1 protein-coding gene is annotated in these 550 nt (G+C 61.6%); it reads left to right on the top strand.

Going from position 1 to position 550, the window contains the following annotated elements:
- Positions 1-550 (top strand): molybdopterin dinucleotide binding domain-containing protein (locus tag HV796_RS43215; protein ID WP_281370008.1); only part of this gene is annotated, 550 nt, incomplete at both ends.

The raw sequence follows: 550 nt of genomic DNA, 5'->3' as shown, positions 1-550 counted from the left end.
CAACTGCGTGTTCCACTACACGCTGCCCGAGACGCTGCAGTACATGCGCGGCCAGAACGGTCCGTATCTGCAATTCGCGGTCGACAAGGGTTTTCGCAAGTTTCCCGAGCCGATTGTGATTGCGCTCTACTCGGACGTGATGCAGAAATTCCGCCTGGCGGCGCAGGGCAAGACCCAGGGGCGTCAGCCGCCCGAGCATCTGCGCACACGTGTCGAGCGCTACTTCGATCCGCTGCCGTTCTGGTACGAACCGCTCGAGCGCGACACAACGGATCTCGCACGCTATCCGCTTGCGGCGGTCACACAACGGCCGATGGCGATGTATCACTCGTGGGACTCGCAAAACGCGTGGCTGCGGCAAATTCACGGCGAAAACTATCTGTTCATGAACCCGCGCATGGCGAGCGAGCAGGGCATCGAGGACGGCGGCTGGATTTACGTTGAATCGCAATGGGGCAAGGTCCGCTGCATGGCGCGCTATAGCGAAGCGGTCGAACCCGGCACCGTGTGGACATGGAATGCGATCGGCAAGGCGGCGGGCGCATGGAAT

It is taken from the genome of Paraburkholderia humisilvae (assembly GCF_902859855.1).
In the GTDB taxonomy this organism is placed as follows: domain Bacteria; phylum Pseudomonadota; class Gammaproteobacteria; order Burkholderiales; family Burkholderiaceae; genus Paraburkholderia; species Paraburkholderia humisilvae.
The sequence above is the reverse complement of the archived record's forward strand: the minus strand, read 5'-3'. Positions and strand labels throughout refer to the sequence as shown.